At 70.3% G+C, this 17,287-nt stretch carries 19 protein-coding genes; 12 read left to right on the forward strand and 7 right to left on the reverse strand.

Annotated features, from left to right (window positions below):
- Window positions 1–91: 91 nt before the first annotated feature.
- From NAG42_RS32890 to NAG42_RS32910, 5 genes are all read left to right on the forward strand, one after another.
- On the forward strand, window positions 92–571 hold the full coding sequence (locus NAG42_RS32890; RefSeq protein WP_250035834.1) for a hypothetical protein: 480 nt from the start codon (window positions 92–94) through the stop codon (window positions 569–571).
- Window positions 572–705: 134 nt separating this feature from the next.
- Entirely contained in the window at window positions 706–2,382 is a 1,677-nt protein-coding gene (ettA, locus tag NAG42_RS32895) for an energy-dependent translational throttle protein EttA (protein ID WP_250035835.1), read from the forward strand.
- 33 nt (window positions 2,383–2,415) lie between these two features.
- A complete protein-coding gene (locus NAG42_RS32900) occupies window positions 2,416–2,820 on the forward strand; it encodes an acyl-CoA thioesterase (RefSeq protein WP_250035836.1) in 405 nt (134 codons plus the stop codon).
- On the forward strand, window positions 2,817–3,476 hold the full coding sequence (locus NAG42_RS32905) for a DUF8185 domain-containing protein (RefSeq protein ID WP_250035837.1): 660 nt from the start codon (window positions 2,817–2,819) through the stop codon (window positions 3,474–3,476). The genes NAG42_RS32900 and NAG42_RS32905 overlap by 4 nt, the downstream gene beginning before the upstream one ends.
- 132 nt (window positions 3,477–3,608) lie before the next feature.
- Window positions 3,609–4,190, forward strand: a complete 582-nt coding sequence (locus NAG42_RS32910) for a type III secretion system chaperone family protein (RefSeq protein ID WP_250035838.1) — start codon at window positions 3,609–3,611, stop codon at window positions 4,188–4,190.
- On the opposite strand, the gene NAG42_RS32915 is transcribed toward NAG42_RS32910, so the two are convergent.
- From NAG42_RS32915 to NAG42_RS32930, 4 genes are all read right to left on the reverse strand, one after another.
- Window positions 4,187–5,443 (reverse strand): PKD domain containing protein, encoded by a 1,257-nt coding sequence (locus NAG42_RS32915; RefSeq protein ID WP_250035839.1) that lies wholly within the window; start codon window positions 5,441–5,443, stop codon window positions 4,187–4,189. The genes NAG42_RS32910 and NAG42_RS32915 overlap by 4 nt on opposite strands.
- A gap of 89 nt (window positions 5,444–5,532) precedes the next feature.
- The gene (locus NAG42_RS32920; RefSeq protein ID WP_250035840.1) at window positions 5,533–5,934 is read right to left on the reverse strand and encodes a globin; all 402 of its coding nucleotides are present in this window, start codon (window positions 5,932–5,934) and stop codon (window positions 5,533–5,535) included.
- 41 nt (window positions 5,935–5,975) lie between these two features.
- Window positions 5,976–7,343, reverse strand: a complete 1,368-nt coding sequence (locus tag NAG42_RS32925) for an MFS transporter (protein ID WP_250035841.1) — start codon at window positions 7,341–7,343, stop codon at window positions 5,976–5,978.
- 209 nt (window positions 7,344–7,552) lie between these two features.
- Window positions 7,553–8,626, reverse strand: a complete 1,074-nt coding sequence (locus NAG42_RS32930; protein WP_438872485.1) for a mechanosensitive ion channel family protein — start codon at window positions 8,624–8,626, stop codon at window positions 7,553–7,555.
- Window positions 8,627–8,837: 211 nt separating this feature from the next.
- Here NAG42_RS32930 and NAG42_RS32935 point away from each other — a divergent pair, with 211 nt between their 5' ends.
- Window positions 8,838–9,386: an HNH endonuclease gene (locus NAG42_RS32935; RefSeq protein WP_250035842.1), complete on the forward strand. Its 549-nt coding sequence runs from the start codon at window positions 8,838–8,840 to the stop codon at window positions 9,384–9,386.
- 10 nt (window positions 9,387–9,396) lie between these two features.
- Here the strand turns inward: NAG42_RS32935 and NAG42_RS32940 are convergent, their stop codons facing one another.
- Together NAG42_RS32940 and NAG42_RS32945 are read right to left on the reverse strand one after the other, a co-directional pair.
- Window positions 9,397–10,185 carry a class F sortase gene (locus tag NAG42_RS32940; protein WP_250035843.1) on the reverse strand — a complete coding sequence of 263 codons (789 nt, stop codon included), beginning with the start codon at window positions 10,183–10,185 and terminating at the stop codon, window positions 9,397–9,399.
- Window positions 10,186–10,228: 43 nt separating this feature from the next.
- Window positions 10,229–10,735, reverse strand: coding sequence for a hypothetical protein (locus tag NAG42_RS32945; protein ID WP_250035845.1), 507 nt, complete (start codon window positions 10,733–10,735; stop codon window positions 10,229–10,231).
- 231 nt (window positions 10,736–10,966) lie between these two features.
- Here NAG42_RS32945 and ctaJ point away from each other — a divergent pair, with 231 nt between their 5' ends.
- From ctaJ to NAG42_RS32960, 3 genes are all read left to right on the forward strand, one after another.
- Window positions 10,967–11,272: an aa3-type cytochrome oxidase subunit CtaJ gene (ctaJ, locus tag NAG42_RS32950; protein WP_250035846.1), complete on the forward strand. Its 306-nt coding sequence runs from the start codon at window positions 10,967–10,969 to the stop codon at window positions 11,270–11,272.
- A gap of 64 nt (window positions 11,273–11,336) precedes the next feature.
- On the forward strand, window positions 11,337–11,717 hold the full coding sequence (locus NAG42_RS32955) for a DUF5130 family protein (protein WP_250035892.1): 381 nt from the start codon (window positions 11,337–11,339) through the stop codon (window positions 11,715–11,717).
- Window positions 11,718–11,870: 153 nt separating this feature from the next.
- The gene (locus tag NAG42_RS32960) at window positions 11,871–12,446 is read left to right on the forward strand and encodes a Uma2 family endonuclease (RefSeq protein WP_250035847.1); all 576 of its coding nucleotides are present in this window, start codon (window positions 11,871–11,873) and stop codon (window positions 12,444–12,446) included.
- Here NAG42_RS32960 and pepN read toward each other — a convergent pair.
- The gene (gene pepN, locus NAG42_RS32965; protein WP_250035848.1) at window positions 12,443–15,004 is read right to left on the reverse strand and encodes an aminopeptidase N; all 2,562 of its coding nucleotides are present in this window, start codon (window positions 15,002–15,004) and stop codon (window positions 12,443–12,445) included. The genes NAG42_RS32960 and pepN overlap by 4 nt on opposite strands.
- Window positions 15,005–15,132: 128 nt before the next feature.
- Between pepN and NAG42_RS32970 the strand changes: the two genes are divergently transcribed.
- The 3 genes from NAG42_RS32970 to NAG42_RS32980 all read left to right on the forward strand — a co-directional run bounded on the left by NAG42_RS32970 (window position 15,133) and on the right by NAG42_RS32980 (window position 17,287).
- Entirely contained in the window at window positions 15,133–15,762 is a 630-nt protein-coding gene (locus NAG42_RS32970; protein ID WP_250035849.1) for a mycothiol-dependent nitroreductase Rv2466c family protein, read from the forward strand.
- 105 nt (window positions 15,763–15,867) lie between these two features.
- Window positions 15,868–16,080 (forward strand): hypothetical protein, encoded by a 213-nt coding sequence (locus NAG42_RS32975; protein WP_250035850.1) that lies wholly within the window; start codon window positions 15,868–15,870, stop codon window positions 16,078–16,080.
- A 10-nt stretch (window positions 16,081–16,090) separates the two neighbouring features.
- Window positions 16,091–17,287, forward strand: coding sequence for a DUF1015 family protein (locus tag NAG42_RS32980; protein ID WP_250035851.1), 1,197 nt, complete (start codon window positions 16,091–16,093; stop codon window positions 17,285–17,287).

A 17,287-nucleotide genomic window follows, 5' to 3' on the forward strand; every position in this document is an offset into this window, starting at 1 on the left:
CGGGTGCCATCCTGGGCCCGTGACACCGTCCGCTGATCTTTCCCCGCCCCGGCGGCCGATCTTCTTCCCTGTGGTGATTGCCACGGTTTTCTTGACGATTCTGGGCCTGGCGGGCGGTTTCGTCCTCGGTGAGCGTCAGCGCGACGAGGATCGCGCGAGCGGTGCCGGATCGGAGTCGGCCACCGAGCCCACCGAGTCGTCCGAGCCCGGTTTCACGCCGCCCGGCCCGTGGTGCCCCGACGCCGCCCGGCGGAAGGCGAAGGAGACCGGCCACACCTCGGAGCTGTGGCAGATCCTCAAGGTCTACGCCGACCGCACCAACAGCACCTGGTGGATCTGCACCGACGCGCAGGGCGGACTCTATTACCAAAGCTGGACCAACGTCGGCAAACCGCTCGTCCAGGGCACGAACGGCCTCTTCCTGCCGGGCGTGGAGAGGGTTGGGAAGGACAGCTACAAGGTCGAGGCGCCGGACGGAAACGTCTTCGCGATCTCCCCGACCACGTTCTCGCTGACCTATGCCAAGAAGGGCACCGAGCCGCAGCGCGACGAGGTCCGTCGCATCGACTGACCGGGAATCGGCGGGGCCGGGCCGGGGTTGTTAACAGCGGCACGTGGGCGACCTGGAAAGATTGCCCCTGCATTCTGCAACTCATCCGGCGCTCGTCCGGCTTGAAAATCACGATCACGGAGGTAGGGCGCAGCGTGGCCCAGTTCATTTACGTCCTGGAAAAGGCGCGCAAGGCGCACGGCGACAAGGTCGTGCTCGACAACGTGACGCTGAACTTCCTGCCGGGCGCCAAGATCGGCGTCGTCGGCCCCAACGGTGCCGGAAAGTCCACGCTCCTCAAGGTCATGGCCGGCGTCGAGACGCTCAGCAACGGCGAGGCCCGGCTGATGCCCGGCCACACCGTCGGCATGCTGGCCCAGGAGCCGCCGCTGAACGAGGAGAAGACCGTCCTCGGCAACATCGAGGAAGCGGTCGCCGAGACCAAGGCCAAGCTCGACCGGTTCAACAAGATCGCCGAAGAGATGGCGACCGACTACACCGACGAGCTCATGGACGAGATGGGCAAGCTCCAGGAGCAGCTCGACAACGTCAACGCCTGGGATCTCGACTCCCAGCTCGAGCTGGCGATGGACGCGCTGCGCTGCCCGCCGCCGGACGCCGACGTCACCCAGCTCTCCGGTGGTGAGCGCCGCCGGGTCGCGCTGTGCAAGCTGCTGCTCGAGGCGCCCGACCTGCTGCTGCTCGACGAGCCCACCAACCACCTGGACGCCGAGAGCGTGAGCTGGCTGGAGCAGCACCTGGCCAAGTACGCCGGCACTGTCATCGCCATCACGCACGACCGGTACTTCCTGGACAACGTGGCCAACTGGATCCTCGAGCTGGACCGCGGCCGGACGTACCCCTACGAGGGCAACTACTCGACCTACCTGGACAAGAAGGCGCAGCGCCTGGCGGTCGAGGGTCGTAAGGACGCCAAGCTCAAGCGGCGCCTCACCGAGGAGCTCGAGTGGGTGCGGTCCAACGCCAAGGCCCGCCAGACCAAGAGCAAGGCCCGTCTCGACCGGTACGACGAGATGGCCACCGAGGCCGAGAAGACCCGGAAGCTGGACTTCGAGGAGATCCAGATCCCGCCGGGCCCGCGTCTGGGCAGCACGGTCATCGAGACCAAGGACCTGACCAAGGGCTTCGACGGCCGGACGTTGATCGACCACCTGTCGTTCTCGCTGCCGCGTAACGGGATCGTCGGCATCATCGGGCCCAACGGTGTCGGCAAGACCACGCTCTTCAAGACCATCGTCGGGCTCGAGAAGCCGGACGAGGGCACGGTCCGGGTCGGCGAGACGGTCCAGCTGTCGTACGTGGACCAGAGCCGCGAGGGTCTGCAGGGCACCCAGACGGTGTGGGAGGTCGTCTCCGACGGTCTCGACCACCTGATGGTCGGCAAGGTCGAAATGCCCTCCCGGGCGTACGTGGCGGCGTTCGGCTTCAAGGGTCCCGACCAGCAGAAGCCGGTCAAGGTGCTCTCCGGTGGCGAGCGCAACCGGCTCAACCTCGCGCTGACGCTGAAGATCGGCGGCAACGTGATCCTGCTCGACGAGCCGACCAACGACCTCGACGTCGAGACCCTGGGCAGCCTGGAGAACGCGCTGCTCGAGTTCCCGGGCTGCGCCGTGGTCATCTCCCACGACCGGATGTTCCTCGACCGGGTGGCCACCCACATGCTGGCGTGGGAGGGCACCGACGAGGAGCCCGACAAGTGGTTCTGGTTCGAGGGCAACTTCGAGGCGTACGAGAAGAACAAGATCGACCGTCTCGGCGCCGACGCGGCCCGTCCGCACCGTGTCACCTACCGCAAGCTCACTCGTGACTGAGCCGGCCGGCGGCGGAAAGCCGGAAGAAACGCGATGAAGCGGTTCATCCACGATGTGCCCGTGCGCTGGTCCGACATGGACGCGTACGGGCACGTCAACAACGCGCGCTTCCTCACTCTCTACGAGGAGGCGCGCGTTGCCATGTTCTTCGTCGGCGCGCGCGAGCATGGGCTCGGCTCCTTCGAGGAGGGCATCGTGATCGCCCGCCACGAGGTCGACTACCTGCGCCCGGTCGACTATGGAGATCCGGTGCGCATCGAGATGTGGATCTCCGAGCAGCGCGCGGCGGCGTTCACCGTCTCCTACGAGCTGTTCGACGACGGTGTGCTGGCCAGCCGGGCCCAGTCGGTCTGTGTGCCGTACAACCTGGCCAACGGCCACCCACGCCGGCTCAGCGAGGCCGAGCGCGAGTTCCTCCGGCCCTACCTCGTGTCATGAGCCCGCACGGGCTGCTCGGGGTTCCCGACGCCGGCGCCTTCCTGGCCCGGCTCACCCGGCTCGACCCGGCCGCTCCGGTGCGGCTGCGCACCACCGGCGGGCGGGTCGCCCTCTGGGGCAAGCTGCCGTGGGACGTGCTGGTCACCCGAGAGGTGGCCGGACCCGGGCCCGGCGACGCCACGGTCGCGGCCGGTGAGTTGCTCGCCGTGCTGGCCGGGGGTGGGGCCGAGCTGCCGACCCGGCGCGACGCCGACTGGCGGTGGCCGTTGCCGCCGCCGGCCGGGGAGACGGTCGAGTCGGTCTCCGGCGCCGAGTTGAGCCGGCTGGCCGACGCCGCGGCCGGCACCCTGCGCGAGGTCTCGGCGGGCGGTCTGGCCGGCCGCTCGGTGGGCCAGCGGGCCGTCCGGGACGCTCTGCTCGATCACGTGGCCCTCGTCGTCACCGCGCCCGGCGGCCGCTCGGTGGAGGTCTCCCAGCGACTCGTCCAGGCGATTTCCCGGATGGGTTTCCTGGGTCCGGGCGAGGCCGCCACCCCGGATACGCGCGTGCGGGTGGCAGGCAGCTGGGTGGGCCTTTCGGCACCATATGGAGTGGCGTGGCTACAGGCGGTCAAGAAATTGACCGTTATGCCTATAGGTGGTCACCCGAAAGGGTGATGCATGGTCGTACAACCGGTCCCGCCCTCCGGTTGGGGGGATGACCTCCGCGACCGGTACGGGTACCGTCGGCCCTCGGATCCACTCGCTACGTCCGGCAAGTGGGTTCGCTGGGGAGTGAGGTGCACAACGATGCCGTGGTGGTCATGGCGTCCGGGCTCGGCCGCAGGTAACGCGACGGAGGCCGACGACGATGCGGCGGCGCACGGCACAGTGCGTGTCGGCGTTCCCGCGCAGCGCGAGCCGAGCCGGCTTCCGGTTCCGGTGGAGTCCACTGCTACCGAGGAGCCCGAGGTCGTCGCTCCGGTGACGCTCACGCGCATCGGCAAGGCGCTCGATCTGCTCGACATCCGGTTCCTGGCCGACGGCGGCGGGAGCCTCCTGGCGATGTGGGAGCGGCACGCGGTGCTGTTCACCCTCGAGGGCCCCGACGACGAGATCCTCGTCATGCGGGCCCGCCCGCACTCGACGGTCCCGCCCGACTGGGCCGACCGCGCCTACCGCGTGGTCAACGAGTGGAACCACACCCGCCGCTTCTGCAAGGCGTATGTGGGCGACCCCACCGAGCGGAACCAACTCCCGATCTATGCCGAGCTCCAGATCCCCCTGGCCGCCGGCACCCACGACGCCCTGCTGGTCGAGCTGCTCGACTGCGGCGCCGCCGTGGCCACCTCGTTCGTCGACTGGCTGCACGACGAGGGCGCGTTGCTCTAACGGAGCGGGAACATGCCGATCCGCCCGTGGTATTCGCGCCCCAGCTGGTCGGTGTCCGAGCCGACCAGCAGACCCTCCGGCGTGGCGACGAAGACGCGGACACCCACGCCACGCTTGCGGGTCGGGTTCCACGACAGCGCGCGCCCGGTGCTCGGGCTGACCGCGCCGATGCCCACTCGCGACACTGCGCCCGGCCCCGGTCCCTTGGCGTCGGTGCCGTGCGGGTTGTCGAAGTAACGCTGGTGCCCGCCGAGGTAGACCGCGGAGCCGGTCACCGCCACCGCGTAGAGCGAGTCCCCGCCGGTCCGCTGCACCCAGGTCGGGTTGTGCCGGCCGGAACCGGCCACCTCGAAGCGGGCCGCCGAGTCGCAGAGCCGGTCCGGCGAGGACGCGCGCCCGGTCGCGGCGACCACGAAGTACGAGCCGTCGGGCGAGAACTTCACCTGCCGCAGGTAGGTGTCGAAGCCCTTCATGCACTGCGGCTTGTAGGCGTCGGTGTACCAGCTCGTCAGCAGCGCCGACGGCCCGGCCACGTCGAACATGGCGATCTGGGTGCGGTCGTACCCGCTCGCCCGCAGCAGCGCCCCGACCGCGACCAGCTTGCGCCCGTCGGGTGAGATGTCGAAGTGCTCGACCCGGGTGCGGGTCAGGCCGGGCGCGCTCAGCTTGGTGTCGAACCCGGTGTCGACCGCGCCGGTGGTCGCGCTCAGCCGGGCCAGGCCGGCCCGGTTCACCCCGTTGATCGCCTGGAACGTGCCCGACGCGTACAGCCGGGAACCGCGAGCCTGCAGCGCCCGCACGTCCCCCCACGCGATCCTGGCGCCGAAGGCGCTGACCCGCTGGCCGCCCAGGGTGAGCTTGGTAAGCCCACGCTGGGTGGTGCCGTTGACCGTCTTGAAGGCGCCACCGGCATAAACCGTGCCGTCGGAGCCGGACGCGAGCGAGTAGACCGCGCCGTCGACCTGCGGGGCGAAGGTGCGCACCGCGCCGTCGCGCAGGCCGTACGCGAAGATGTTCTTGCGCGCGAAGGTGGTCCGGCGGCCGGCGTCGGCGACCTTGGTGAAGGCGCCGCCGACGACGACGGTGTCGCCGACCACGGCCATCGACCAGACGGTGCCGTCCAGCACGTGCGGCGTGAAGTCGACGGGGTTGGGGGACACCACGGTGGAGTGGGCCATGTCGGCCGCGGCCGGGTGCGCGCACGCCACGGCGGCGGCAACAACGGTGGCGGCGGCGAGCAGGCGGCGGCGCATGGCGGAGCTCCTGGTCGTTATACCCGAATTAACAGGTGATCGGCGGGTTCGTCACCCACTCAACGACCCGGCAGCCGCGCCGGAAACGATCAGGGATTTTCCATCTTGTTGACCATGAAATACGCCGCCCGCTCCAGGTAGTCCCACAACTGGTCGTGCTGAGGCCGCGGGAGCTCCAGCGAGTCGACCGCGTCGCGCATGTGCTTGAGCCAGGCGTCACGGGCGGCCACATCCACCACGAAGGGTGCGTGCCGCATGCGCAGCCGCGGGTGCCCCCGGCTCGACGAATACGTATTCGGACCGCCCCAGTACTGCATCAGGAAGAGCGCCAGCCGGTCGGCGGCGGGGCCGAGGTCCTCTTCCGGATACATCGGCCGGAGCAGCGGATCGTCGGCGACGCCCTGGTAGAAGCGGTCGACGAGGCGCCGGAACGTGGGCTCGCCGCCGACGGCGTCGAAGAAGCTGGCTTCTTGGGGGATGGGTGCGCTCACCCGTCCATCCTGCCAGCCGGCGGCCGGGTCGACCGCTGTGGTCAGGGCCGCTCGGGTGTGACGCTGGTCGTCGCCACGGGAGCCCGCAGCGGGGCCGGCGCCGACATCGGCGAAGTGAGCTGACCCTCGATGGCAGCGGCGAAGGTGCCCGGGCTGGGCCACCGGTAGGCCAGCAGGGCCATCGCGGCCGCGCCCCCGATGCTCCACAGGCCGACCACCATCGGCAGCCAGAATTGGTCGGCCAGCAGACCGGTGACCATCACCGCGGTGAACTGGCTGAGCTGGAGGCCGGTCTGCATCACGCCGTACGCCCGGGCCCGGTAGCCGTGCGGCAGGATCAGCACGAACTTGCCGTTCAGGGTGGGCGCGACGCCGCCCTGGGCGATCCCCGAGAGCGCGACCAGGATGGCGACGATCGGGGCCGGCGGGGCGGTCAGGGCCGGCACCAGTGCGAGCGCCGACAGCACGGCCAGCGGCCGCACCAGCCGGTCGCGCAGCGCGGGCCCGGCGAGCCGGCTGATCAGCAGGCCGCCGACCACGAACCCGATCGGCCCGGCCGCCATGATCAGGCCCTGGTTGAGCCCCCGGGTGGCCTCGTCGGCGCTGCTCTCGGCGGCCCAGGCCGCGGCCAGGCCCTCGGGCACGACCGCGAACATGGTCAGGACGAACATCATGATCGCGATCGACCGCAGTGTGACCGTGCCGAACACCAGGCGGAAGCCCTCGCCCGACTCGCGCAGCAGGTGGCGCCGCTCGGCCCGGTCGTGCGCGGGCGGCCGGGGCCGGACGAACGCGACGACCAGGATCGCCGAGACGGCGAAGGTGACCACGTCGATGAACAGGGCCACCCGCGGGCTGATGGCGGTGGCCAGGGCGGCCCCGGCCAGATAGCCGAAGACCTGGGCCGCCTGCACGCTGGTCGCGTTGGTGGCGACCGCGATGGGCAGTTTGTCGCGGCCCACCACCAGCGGCTGGAGCGCCGAGCGAGCGGCCTGAGTGGGTGGGGTGCCGAGGCTGGCCAAAAAGATGATCAGCAGCATGACCGGGATCGGCACGTGCGGGATGAGCAGCAGCGAGATGAGCACCATGCGGTAGACGTCCGCGGTGATCAGGACCCGGCGGTACGGATAGCGCTCGGCCAGCGCCGCGAGCAGCGTGCCGCCGATCACCCAGGGCAGGAAGGAGACCGCGAAGGCGGCCGCCGAAAGCAGCACGGACTTGCTCTGCTCGTAGACCAGGACGGTGATGGCGGCCCGTGCGAGGTAGTCACCGACCCAGTTGAAGATCAGCGAGAAGTAGAGCGCCCGGAATTCGCGAATGGCGAACAGGTCACGGAAAGTGATCCTTTGATCACCCTCCGTAGTCGCAGCGGCATGGCGTGCCGTCCGCGAATCCGGGTCTCCGGACACCAGGTCCTCCATCGATGTCGGCGTTCCGCCGGATCACGGCGGTCACCCGGGCGCGCCCGCGCGGGTTGGCGCCGGACGCGAACGTGATGCCGCATGTGCAGATGCTCAAGCGGATTCTGCCCGATCGTCCGAGTCGATGCTAGTGCGTACGGGTGATATGTCGGCCGTTCGGCCGAGGCCGGACCTCCCCCGGACGGGCTGATCCGCGCTCAGGTCGCTCCGCCCGGCTGCTCGTCGTCCCGCCCTCCCTGCAGGTAAGGCGGCGGCACGGCGCCCCGCGGCATCAATCGAGAAGCGGCGATGCGTTCGGACAGTCCGGAGGCCTCCAGCGCCTCGGTGAGGGCCCGCCGGAGCTCCCGCTGGACGGTCACCTGACCGTCGGCCGTGGTCTTGGCGATCGTCCGGATCACCGCCCCGTCGACGGTCAGCTGCTCGACGCCGACCACGTCCGGCGGCTCCAGGAACTCGGTCTGGTGCTCGGGCTCGTCGGCCACGGCGGCGGACGCCTCGCGCAGCACCGCGATCGCCTGCTCGGAGTTGACGAAGCCGATCGGGATGTCGATCACCACCATGGCCCAGCCCTGGCTCTTGTTGCCGACCCGGACGATCTCGCCGTTGCGGATGTACCACAGCACGCCGCGCGCGTCGCGGATCGTGGTGATGCGCAGGCCCACGGTCTCGACCACACCGGTCGCCTCGCCCACGTCGACCGTGTCGCCGACGCCGTACTGGTCCTCGAGCAGCATGAACAGGCCGGCTATCAGATCCTTGACCAGGCTCTGGGCGCCGAAGCCGAGCGCCACGCCGACGATGCCGGCACTGGCCAGCAGCGGGCCCAGGTTGAAGCCGAGCTCACCGAAGACCAGCAGGGCACCCATGGTGTAGACCACCGCGCTGACGAAGCTGCGCAGCACCGACCCGATCGCCTCGGCCCGCTGGCGCCGCCGCTCCGGGATGAACTGGCCGTCCTCGGCGGTGGTGGTGGCGACCCGCTCCTTGAGCGGGCGCAGCAGCGCGGGCATCGAGGCGCGGCTGGTGCTGTGGGTCAGCCGGTCGATCGCCCGGTGCAGCAGCCACCGGATGATCATCGCGACCAGGATGATGCCGAGGATCCGCAGCGGCTTCACGATGATCACGTAGCTGCTGTTGGCCAGCCACTGATTGTTCGTCCACTCGTAGACCCGGCTGCACACCACGTCGGTGTTGCAGATCGCCGACACGTCCGGGGTCGTGAAGATGTCGGTCGACGGGGACGGACTGGGACTGGGGGCTAGGAACAACACGGGTAGCCACCGTACCGGGCGCGGCTGGGTCACCTCCCAGGCACCACACAGCGCGGTGACCTCAGACGTTTACCGTTCAGCCACGGATTGTGCTCGCAATTTGGTTATTCATCAGGGACTATTGGCCCACGAGGCGTCGTCGCCGACGCCCCTACCCAGCTACGGCAATTTCAGGAGCGGTGACTAGCGCTGACACCGGAGGGTGATCGCGATGCCTGACATACGACCTACAGTTGGCTCATCCGCGTTGGTTCTGAACGCCACCTACGAGCCGCTGTGCGTCGTATCGGTGCGTCGAGCGACCATCCTCGTGCTGACCGCCAAGGCCGAGTGTGTCTCCGACGGCGAGGGCATCCTGCACAGCGCGCGCACCACCCTCCCGGTCCCGTCCGTGGTCCGCCTGACGAGGTACGTGAAGGTTCCGTACCGGACTCATGTCGGCCTCTCCCGCCGGGCGATCTTCGCCCGCGACGGCGGCCGCTGCGCCTACTGCCGCGGCTCGGCCGAGACCATCGACCATGTCTTCCCGCGCAGCCGCGGGGGCCTGCACGCCTGGGACAACGTCGTGGCCGCCTGCGCCAAGTGCAATCACAGCAAGGGCGACAAGACCCCGGCCGAGCTGGGCTGGCGGCTGCACCAGATACCGGCGGCCCCTCGGGGAGTGGCCTGGCGGGTGCTGGGACACCGCACGCCCGACCCTCGTTGGGCCGACTGGCTCGACCTGCCCGCCTCCCCGGCCGTCACGGCCGAGGCGGCGTAACTTTTTCCGCCTAGGTGTTCTTGCCGGCGACCAGTGAGGCGAAGACGACGATGTTGTCGGAGTAACCCGTGCTGCCACCCACCCAGCGGCCACCACAGGTCACCAGGCGCAGCGACGGGCGGCTGTAGTCGCCGTAGACCCGCTGCACCGGCAGCTTGCCCTTGTCGAAGTGCTCGACCGAGTTCACCTCGAAGACCGCGACCGAGTTGTCGGCCCGGGTGACCTCGATACGCTGCCCCGGCTTGAGCTTGGGCAGGGCATGAAAGACCGACGGACCCGTACGGGTGTCGGCGTGCCCGACGATCAGGGCCGGCCCGAACTGGCCCGGGGTGGGCCCGCCGTCGAACCAGCCCGCCTCGTTGTGCCGCTTGAGCGGCGGGACGCCCACCGACCCGTCGGGCGCGCGGCCCACCTCGAGGATCGGCGCCTGCACGTTGATGGCCGGGATGCTCAGCCGTTCCGGCCGGCTGGGTTCGAGCACCGGGAAGGCCCGCGGCGGCGCCTGGCTCTTCTCCGTCCCGCCGAACAAACCGGTCAGGTCGACGCTGGTCGCCGCCCCGAGCCCCATCGCGACGACGAACAGGCCGAGGAAGAGCAGCGCGAGCGCGATCATCCCGATCGGCCACGGCTTCTTGCCGCGCATGGGGCGGGGCGGAGTCGCGGGCATCGGGCGCGGGCTGGGCGCGCGGAAAGCCGGGCGGCCGCGGGTCTGGGGCGGCGCCGGCAGAGGGCCCGTGATGGTGCCGGGCGGGGGAGCGACGATCTGGGCCGGCCGCTTGCGCAGCACCGACTCGGGCATGCGGGGCCCGCTCACCGGAGGCTGTCGGGTGGCCACGCGCGCCTCAGCCGAACCGCCGGCGGCGCAGCGCGACCACGCCGAGGCCGATGGCAGCCGCTATGACGGCGAGGCCGCTGCCGATGAGCAGGGGCGCGTTGCGCCCCGGGGCGGTGCCACCCGCCCCCGTGGCCGGGCCCCGGGCCGGCTGCACCTTGGCCACCACGTGCAGGGTGGCCGAGGCGGCGGCGCCGTCGGGGCACCGCAGGTCGATCCGGTAGTCGCCCGGACGGGTGCCGGAGGGCACCCGGGCGGTCGCGGTCAGGAACCCGAACCGGGGCGCCACGGTGACCGTGCCGAACAGCCCGGAGGAGACGGTCGCCGCCTTGAGATTGTCATCACAGGAGGCGCGGAGCCCGAGATCGTCACCGGCCGGCACCGTGCTCGGGCTGAGCTCGAGGAAGACGGCCGCCCGGGCGGCTGCCGCCGCCGGGTCGGCCGGCAGCACCGGGACGAACAGGACAGGTAGGCCCAGAACGAGCGCCGCCAGGGCGGCGGGGACGGACAAGCGCATCGATTCCCCCTCCTGCCGTTCGAGGGCGCATGGACACGAACGGCGCGTGAGGGTGATTTTCGCACCCCGCGGCCGATTCCGCGTAGATCCCGACGGCGTGAGAAACGGGTTCCAGACCCGGCGACTCGTGATGCCCCGCGCTCCGCTACCGTGACGGGTGTTCGTGTCATCAGGGAATACAGGCGCCTGGGGGCGTTGAGGTTGTCGATTTCAAGTACCGTTCTGATCTATTTGATCATTCCGGCGGCCGTGATCGCGCTGGTGGCCTCGCTCGTCCTGGCGGGCAGCCGCAGCGAGAAGCCCGACCGTCGCTACCGGCCTGGCCGTCCGTACACCTTCCAGCCGATCTGGTTCCTGGCGTCGCCGGAGCAGGTCACCGGTCACGACCAGGCGGCGCTGACCGGCCCCGGGCACGGCCAGGCGGCCCTGTCCGGCCCCGGGCACGGCCAGGCGGCCCTGTCCGGTTCCGTGCTGGAGGACAGCAGCGGCGCCCGGGTCAAGACCGGTCCGACAGGAGGCGCAAGTGACAGCTGGTGACCTGGCCGCTCAGGGTGGGCAGGATCAACCCCTGACCGAGCTCGACCACCCGGGCGGCGACACCATCGTGGCCCACAACCACGCTGCCGACGGGCCCTTCACCACCCGGCAGCTGCTGCGGCTCGACCACGCGCTGCGGGTCGCCAACGACGAGACGGGCCTGACCTTCAGCGTCTATCTCGGCGACTTCGAGACGCCGTCCCGCGAGTTCGCCGAGAAACTGCACCGGCAGGTCGAGCAGGCCGACCGGGCGGTGCTCGTCGCGGTCTCGCCCAACCAGCGCAAGCTCGAGATCGTCACCGGCAATGAGGCGCGCAAGCGCATCTCCGACCGGGACGCGAAACTGGCCGGGCTCTCGATGGCGGCCGCGTTCGCGGGCGGCGACCTGGCCGGCGGCGTGGTCGCCGGTCTCGACCAGCTGGCCACCCACGCCGGTCGCTCGTAGTCAGATCTAGGACAGAGCCCTCGCCCCGCTGCTGGTGGGACGGGGGCTTTTGTCGTTGTGCGCGGCCGGAAACCGGGCGGTAACAAATCCGTGCAGGTAATCTGGTCACTCCGCGCGACGGAGGTGGTCCGGTTGGTGATGACCAGCCCAACGATGACGAGCAGCCCGGCGGTGAGCAGCCCGGCGGTGAGCAGCCCGGCCCGGTGGTCGGCGCCGGACGGCCGATGGACCGAGCCCGATCTGCACCTCTTCCCGCAGGACGGTCACCGCTACGAGATCGTCGACGGCAGCCTGCACGTGGCGCCGCCCGAGCCCGAGTCGCACGAGGCGCTCGTCCGCGCGGTCGTGACCACGCTGCGCGCGGCCGCACCGCCCGGCTGGTGGGTCTGCGACCGGCTCGGCATCGAGATCGGCGACAGCAATCTGGTGCCCGACGTGACCGTGCTGCGCCCGCGCTCGTCCGGGGCGGTCTGGTGCGACCCGGCCGACGTGGCCCTGGTCGTCGAGGTCGAGACGACTGCCACCCGGCGCTTCGACCGCCTGCTCAAGCCCTCGCTCTACGCCGAGGCCGGCATCCCGTCGTTCTGGCGGGTGGAGCCCGGCCCGCTGCTGCGCACGTACGAGCTGGGCGCCGCCCGCTATCGGGCCGGGAAAAGCATCGAGGGCGCCGAGCCGATCAAGCTCGACGCCCCCTATCCCGTCCGGATCGCTCCGACGGCCTGGATCTAGTTACCGGCCGCGGCATCACGGGCGCGGGCCCGCAGCGCGCGGACCACCCCGTCGCGGCCCTCGGCGACCAGCCGTCGCAGTGAGGCGGGCTGCCCGTCGCGGGCCAGCCAGGCGTCGGTGAGCTCCACCGTCCGCTCGCTGACCTGGTAGGTCGGATAGCCCAGCTGCACGAACTCCTGGGCCGGCTCGCTGTCCGAGCGGGCCCACACGTCCCCGACCACCTCGAAGTACTTCTCGACGTAGGGCGCGGTCAGCTCGACCTGCTTGGTGCTCTGGAAGCCGCTGAGCAGTGAGCGGTTGAGCCAGTTGGGCAGATCGGCCTCGCCGGTCAGCTCGCTCCACACCCGGGCCTTGTTCTCGGCCGTCGGGATGAGCGCGCGGGCGACGGCCGCCTCGCGCTCACCGCTGGCGGTGCGGTCGGAGTTCAGCTCGTTCTCGATCTCCTCCTCGGTCGTCGCGCCCAGCGACGCGAGCGACTGCAGCAGCGACCAGCGCAGCTCGGTGTCGACCACCAGGCCCTCGGGCACGCCCGTTCCCTCGAGCCAGCCGCGCAGCACGGCCTGCTCCTCCAGCGTGCGCGACGCGGTGATCAGCGAGCGGGCCCAGCTGAGCTGCCAGCCGCTGCCCGGCGCGGCCGCGGCCAGCGAGGTGCGGGCCAGCTCGGCCAGCCGCGCCCAGCCGGTGGCCTGCCAGGCCGGGTCGGCGTACTGCGCGACGGCGGTCGCCGCCTGCCGGGCCGTCCAGGTGGTGAGGTTGATGTCGGTCTCGGCGGGCAGGCCCGAGCAGACCAGCGTCACGTAGTCGCGGGTGGCCATCTCGCCGTCGCGCAGCATGTCCCACGCCGCGTTCCAGACCAGGGCCCGGGACAACGACGAGTCGAGCCCGTCGATGTGCCGCACGACGACGGCCAGCGAGCCCTCGTCGAGCCGCAGCTTGGTGTAGGACAGGTCGTCGTCGTTGAGCAGCAGCACGTCGGCCGCCCGGACGCCGGCCAGCGCCGGGATCTCGGTGCGCTCGCCGGTGACGTCGATCTCCAGCAGGTCGCGCCGCACCAGGCGCTCGCCCTCGAGGTCGTAGAGGCCCACCCCGATGCGGTGGGTGCGCAGGGTCGGGTAGTCGACCGGCGCCTCCTGATGCACGACCACCCGGCTGTACGTCCCGTCCGGGCCGATCTCGACGATCGGGCGCAGCGTGTTGACCTGGGCCGTCTCGAGCCACTGGGCGGCGAACTTGCGCAGCTCGCGGCCGGACGCCGTCTCCAGCTCGGTGAGCAGGTCGTCGAAGGTGGCGTTGCCCCAGGCGTGCTTGCCGAAATAGGCGCGCAGGCCGGCGACGAACGCGTCCTCACCGACATAGGCGACCAGCTGCTTGACGACGCTCGCACCCTTGGCGTACGTGATGCCGTCGAAGTTGACCTCGACCGCCTCGAGGTCGGGCATCTCGGTGTAGACCGGGTGGGTCGACGAGAGCTGGTCCTGGCGGTAGCCCCAGCTCTTGCGGACCGACAGGAACGTCGTCCAGGCGTCGGTGAAGCGGGTGGCGTGCGAGCTGCACCAGTGGCTGGCCCACTCGGCGAACGACTCGTTCAGCCACAGGTCGTTCCACCAGCGCATGGTCACCAGGTCGCCGAACCACATGTGGGCCATCTCGTGCAGGATCGTGTTGGCCCGCTGCTCGTACTCGAAGTCGGTGACCTGCGAGCGGTAGATGTAGTGCGACTCGGCGTGCGTCACGCAGCCGAAGTTCTCCATCGCGCCGGCGTTGAAGTCGGGCACCCACAGCTGGTCGTATTTCGGCAGCGGGTAGCGGACGCCGAACTGCTCGTGGAAGAAGTCGAAGCCCTGCTTGGTGATTGTGAACAGATCGTCCGGGTCGAGGTACTGCGCCATCGACGCCCGGCAGAAGACACCCAGCTCGATGCCGTCGTGCTCGTCGCGCACCTCGTGATAGGGGCCCGCGCAGATCGCCGTGATGTAGGTGCTCATCCGGGCCGACTGCTGGAAGTGCACGGTCTTGGCGCCCGGACCGGCCGGCTCGTCGCGCGCGACCGGCATGTTGGAGACGACCTTCCAGTGCCGCGGAACGGTCGCGTGCCAGGTGTAGACGCTCTTGAGGTCGGGCTGGTCGAAGCAGGCGAACACCCGCTGGGCGTCGGCCGTCTCGAACTGGCTGTAGAGGTAGACCTCCTTGTCGACCGGGTCCAGGCTGCGCTGCAGGCCCTGGCCGCTCGCCGAGTAGAGGAAGTCGGCGTCGACCACCAGCTCGTTGGTATCGGCCAGCCCGGTCAAGGGCAGGCCCTTCTCGGCCGAGAAGCCGGTCAGGTCGACCGGCCGGCCGTTCAAGGTCGCGGACCGCACCGATGAGGCCGCGGTCTCGATGAAGGTCTCCGCACCGGGCTCGCGGCAGGTGAACGTCACGACCGTGGTGGAGCGGAAGGTGCCGTCGCCGGGATTGCCGTGGCCGTCGGTCAGATCCAAGGTGATGTCGTATCCGGTGACCTCCAGCAGACGTGCCCGCTCGGCCGCCTCCACCTGGGTCAAATTTCGAACTCCGGCCACAGTCACTCTCCTCTGAGCGCACAAGCTTTCCTCGCCAGCCTAGGCGGCGGCCGGGTGTCCCACCTCACCCGGAGTGCACTGCGCCTGGAGGGAGACATGAGTTAGTTGCCTGGAGGAGTATCTGATTCATGACTGAACGCGCCACCGTCGACATGTGGTTCGACCCCGCCTGCCCCTGGGCCTGGATCACCTCTCGCTGGCTTCTCGAGGTCGAACGGGTGCGCCCGGTCGACATCCGCTTCAACGTCATGAGCCTGTCCGTGCTCAACCAGGGCCGCGACCTGTCGCCCGATTATCTGAGCTTCCTGGAGAAGGCGTGGGGTCCCGTACGGGTATGCATGGCCGCCGAGGAAGCGGCCGGCCCGCAGGTGCTCCGGGATCTCTACACAGCTCTCGGCACGCGCATCCACCTGCGGAAATACGAGTTCGGCGAGCAGCTCTACACCGAGGCGCTGACCGAGGTCGGCCTCGACCCGGCACTGGCCGACGCGGCCGGCAGCAACGCCTGGGACGACGCGTTGCGGGGCAGCCACGACGCCGGGATGAAGCCGGTCGGCATGGACGTCGGCACCCCGGTCATCCACGCGCCCGGCCCCGACGGCTCGGACGACAAGATCGCCTTCTTCGGCCCGGTGGTCACCCCGGCGCCCAAGGGTGAGGCCGCGGGCCGCCTCTGGGACGGTGTGCTGCTGGTAGCCGGCACCCCCGGCTTCTTCGAGATCAAGCGCACACGTGACGTCGGTCCGGTATTCGACTGATCCTTTCTTGACGCGAACGGCCCGGAAAGCGGGAAAAGCGCTACCCGCTTCCGTGGCGCGTCGTTGGATGGGGTGATGCACACCTCATCCCACACGGAGGCGGAAATGGCGGACTCCGACGCCGTCGCCCTGTCGACAATTGCGGTGCACCGCGACGACTGGACGAACCTTCCGCCCGAGCTGGCCGCCCTGGTGGCGCCGCCGGTCACGGTCACCGCTATGCCCTTCGAGCGCCCGGTGGGCAGCTGGCGGCGGGGCCAGTTGGCCAGGTCGCGGGGCAACATGCCCGTCGGCAAGCACCAGCGGGGCGCCCGGTAGCTTCTTGGGCATGACGGTCGTGCACCCGATCAGCCGGGCCTGGGTCACCACTGGTGGCACCGGTGCCCAGAACTACGACGAATTCGCCGACGACACCGAAATAACGTCCATCATCGCCGACAATCCGCATAGTTCTCTCGCTGTCGAGATGCCGCATCTGGCACCCGAGTCGCTGGGCAAGAGCTTCGCCGCCGCCCTGCCGGACGCGGTGGCCCGGCTCGCGCTGGAGCGCGCCGAGGGCCTCTACACGCCGGCCGACGGCGTCGTCGTGCTCTATCGGATCACCGCGGCCGGCGAGCCGCCCGCCTACGGGCTGTGGAGCCTGGTCGACACCGGCCAGATCTCGACCAGCGCCGACGAGCCGGGCCTGGTCATCCGCAACGAGGACGTGTTCCTCGAAAAGGTCCGCGAGCGGGTGGCCCTGGCCGAGGCGGTGGGGACGCTGCTGTCTCCCGTACTGCTGCTGCAGACGGCCCGGGGTGACCAGTTGCACGCGGCCCTCGCCGCCGCCACCGACGCGGCGGGTGTGCCCGCTGCGACCGACGTCGACCAGACCGGCCGCACACACGCCATCTGGGTGCTCGGTCCCGGCCCGCAGCAGGACGAGCTGACCGCTCTGGCCGGCGGCGGCGAGCTGGTCGTGGCCGACGGCAACCACCGCAGTCTGGCCGCGCAGACGGCCGGTCTGCCGCGCTTCCTGGCCGTGGTCACCACGCCCGCCTCGGTGGCCATCCAGCCCTACAACCGGCTGGTCAGCGAGCTGCCGCTGCCGCTCGACGAGCTCCTGGCGCGCCTGCGGGCGGTGGGGGCGACGGTCACCGAGGTGCCGCGACCGGCGCGGATCCCGGGCAAGGGCACGGTCGAGCTCTATGCCGCCGGGCGCTCGTTCACGGTCGGCCTGCCGGTCGACACCACCCTGGCCGACGTCGACAACCTCGACCACGCCCTGGTCGAGCGGGTGCTGCTGCGCGACGCCCTCGGGCTCGACCCGGGTGACAAGCGGATCAACTACGTGGGCGGTGACTACCCGGCGGAGTGGCTGCGCGGGGAGGTCGACGCGGGCCGGTCCGAGCTGGCCGTGCTGATCGCGCCGGTGACCGTCGACGACTTCGTCCGGGTGAATCTCGAGCGGCAGAAGCTGCCTCGCAAGAGCACGTGGTTCACGCCCAAGGCGCGGGGTGGTCTCGTCCTCGCCCAGCTCGACTGA

It is taken from the genome of Paractinoplanes maris (assembly GCF_023544465.1).
Lineage (GTDB): Bacteria > Actinomycetota > Actinomycetes > Mycobacteriales > Micromonosporaceae > Actinoplanes > Actinoplanes maris.